We start from the raw sequence: 2,603 nt of genomic DNA, 5'->3' as shown, positions 1-2,603 counted from the left end.
AATGAGGACACGCCCTAATATTATGGATTCAGGCTATGTTAAACCTGGTGATTTTGCACTTAATTTTATCAATGCGAATACAGTTGATATCAGTGCTTTAAAACTAGATGCGGTTGCTTCTGCTGTTGCGAGCTATAATCGTAGCTTAATGAATGGTAACGGTGCGATTGTTTCAAATATTAATTTTGCACCTACTGGTTTAAGCCAAAATGCTGCAAGTTTGGGTGAAGCGATTAATCAAATCCAGTTAGCAGAAATTGCAACATTTAGACCTGTTGCAGCACCACTATTCTACCGACCTGATCTAGAGGCTTTACAGGAAACATATAATCTATTGAGTGGTGAAGGGAGTGTGGCTAGCCAACAATTGTATTTCACCCAAAATGCAGGTGTGATGTCAGACCTTTCGATGCATATCGATTTTTGGCGTTCGAAATCGGCACATGCCCAAAATAATGGATTTGCTACAGTAAGTTGTTCAGCTGAAAATGAAGCCGGTTCTGCACGTACAGATGTGAAAAACTGTCTGGAAGATAATAAATGGAGCTTATGGATCGCAGGTCACAATGGCGAACAGGAGCAACGTGGCAAAACATCTTCAGGCATGGCAAATGTCAATAGCGACAGTTATCGTACCATGGTCGGACTGGACTATGCGCTATCGCCAAATACGCTGGTTGGTGTGGCATACAGCAATGGCAAGACCCAGTATGAAGTTCAGGACCGTTTGACTACAGGTTTAATGGACTTTGAAGGAGTGAATATATTTGCTTCACATCGTATTCAGGACGCATACGTAAAAGCTTTGATTGGATATGACCAAGTTTCAACTGAAGTGAATCGTTATGCATTCATTGATCCTGCTCTAGATCCAATAGTTCAGGTGGCAGGTGTTGAAAATAATCTGACTGGTGAAGCTAAGGCAGATGCGTACAGTCTGCGTCTAGAAACGGGGCGTCTGTTTGAATTAGATGGTGTAAATGTGCCCCCGTTTATCTGAGCGCAGTATAGCCAACTAGATACAAAAGCATTCCGCGAATCGGCGTTAGAAAGTACAGATCCATTGGCTTTACAGTATGAAAAAACGAGTGTCTATAGTGCGCCGTTATTCATCGGTGCGCAGTTTGACAAAAACTTTGTCTTTAGCGAAGGCGTGATTCAGCCATATGCCCGTTTTGCATTCAGCCATGAGTTATCAATCAAACGAGAAATGGATGCAAGTTTTGTTTCTGCACCAGGTTATGTCTTTAGGACACAAGGTGGTGAACCACAACGTAATAGTTTTGATATGAATGTGGGCTTTAAGATGCCCTCGATTACCAATCTTTCAATTTTTGGTCAGTACTATGGAAAGTACGCTTCATCAAGTTCGAGTGATCAAGGCGGAAGTATCGGTTTGGAACTGAACTGGTAAAAAATGATTTAATAAAAAACCGGCATAGGCCGGTTTTTTATTAAAGATAAATCTTTAAAATATCAATAAATTACTGGGATATTTTTTATAGATTTTTCATAAAATTTATAAGTTTTCTGAGTATTTACACATTAAATAAAGAGCTTTTAATGACGACAATATTATTTTTTGACTTCAATTTTCACTAACGCCAAAGCAATCCTGTCCACATGCTGATAAGCCGGTTGTTCTAATTCTTCTCCAAAGATGTCCGGGTCAATCTCTTCATAAGACCAGCTGATATTTTTATACTGCTTCATTAATTTTTCTAAATACTCTACAAAACGATTGCCATCCTGAGTGACGGTAACGCCTGTATATAAGAATATACATCCCCGTAGATTAAGATGCTGGATACCTTCTTTAATGATGCGAAAAGAGAGAGCATTGCCATCTAGCTCATCACCGCCATGCCGGTATTGACGTTGATGTGGGTCGATTAAATAGGGGGGATTGGCAAAAATCAGGTCAAACCGGCCTTGCAGATTTGCAAATAAATCACTCTGTACCGGATGGATTTTTTTTAAACCAGCAAAGTCGATATTCATTTGACTATATAACAGGGCTTTCGGATTAAGATCCGCGACAATCAACTCATCATAATCTGGAAAATTTTTTGCGATACTGACGGCAGCTGCCGAAGTACCACAACATAATTCAACTGCGCGTTTCAATGGATCAGATCGGCTCGCTAAATATTGCTTCAAGTGATAGGCAAAACGATAAGTATCTGGGCCAAAAAATACTGCATCCTGTTCTATGGTCGGAAAGGCAGAGTGAATAAATAACGCATTGTTAAGAGAAGCTACTCGTACCTGACTTAAATATAAGTTTTCCTGAATTTTGAGAAGCTGATGTTCTTCGAGTATGGAAAAAAGCGCAGGATCAAGATCTGTTTTTTTAAATCCAAGATTCCAGCCAAATATATCCTTTAGCGTAATTTCTTTGTTTACATCATTTTGTTTACGATCCAGAATCCGTTGATGAGAAAGTGGGGTAATTGCAGTAAATTGATAGTCTTGCTGTTTTAAGAAATTCAATAAATAAAGTAAAGCCTGCTGTTGGCTAGTTTTTATATCTAAGATCTGGTTCATAAGGATTTTCTCTTCTGATTCTTAGAAAATTTCAAGTAATCAATCTGTTGTGCTCA

At 39.0% G+C, this 2,603-nt stretch carries 1 protein-coding gene and 1 pseudogene; one reads left to right on the top strand and one right to left on the bottom strand.

All coding sequences use genetic code 11. The features are described from left to right. Position 1: 1 nt before the first annotated feature. A pseudogene (locus tag B4033_RS13590) lies at positions 2 to 1,414 on the top strand (autotransporter outer membrane beta-barrel domain-containing protein). Positions 1,415 to 1,575: 161 nt separating this feature from the next. On the opposite strand, the gene B4033_RS00640 reads toward B4033_RS13590, so the two are convergent. Continuing rightward, positions 1,576 to 2,547, bottom strand: coding sequence for a class I SAM-dependent methyltransferase (locus B4033_RS00640; protein WP_286831124.1), 972 nt, complete (start codon positions 2,545 to 2,547; stop codon positions 1,576 to 1,578). Positions 2,548 to 2,603 lie beyond the last annotated feature (56 nt).

This window comes from Acinetobacter sp. UBA3132, assembly GCF_002364825.1.
Taxonomy (GTDB): Bacteria; Pseudomonadota; Gammaproteobacteria; order Pseudomonadales; family Moraxellaceae; genus Acinetobacter; species Acinetobacter schindleri.
Note: the sequence above shows the minus strand (reverse complement) of the source record. Positions and strands in the feature narration are given on the sequence as shown.

What these genes read in the sequence shown, in the direction of transcription:
- B4033_RS00640 (WP_286831124.1), bottom strand. Translation starts at nt 2,547, where the DNA reads ATGAACCAGATCTTAGATATAAAAACTAGCCAACAGCAGGCTTTACTT.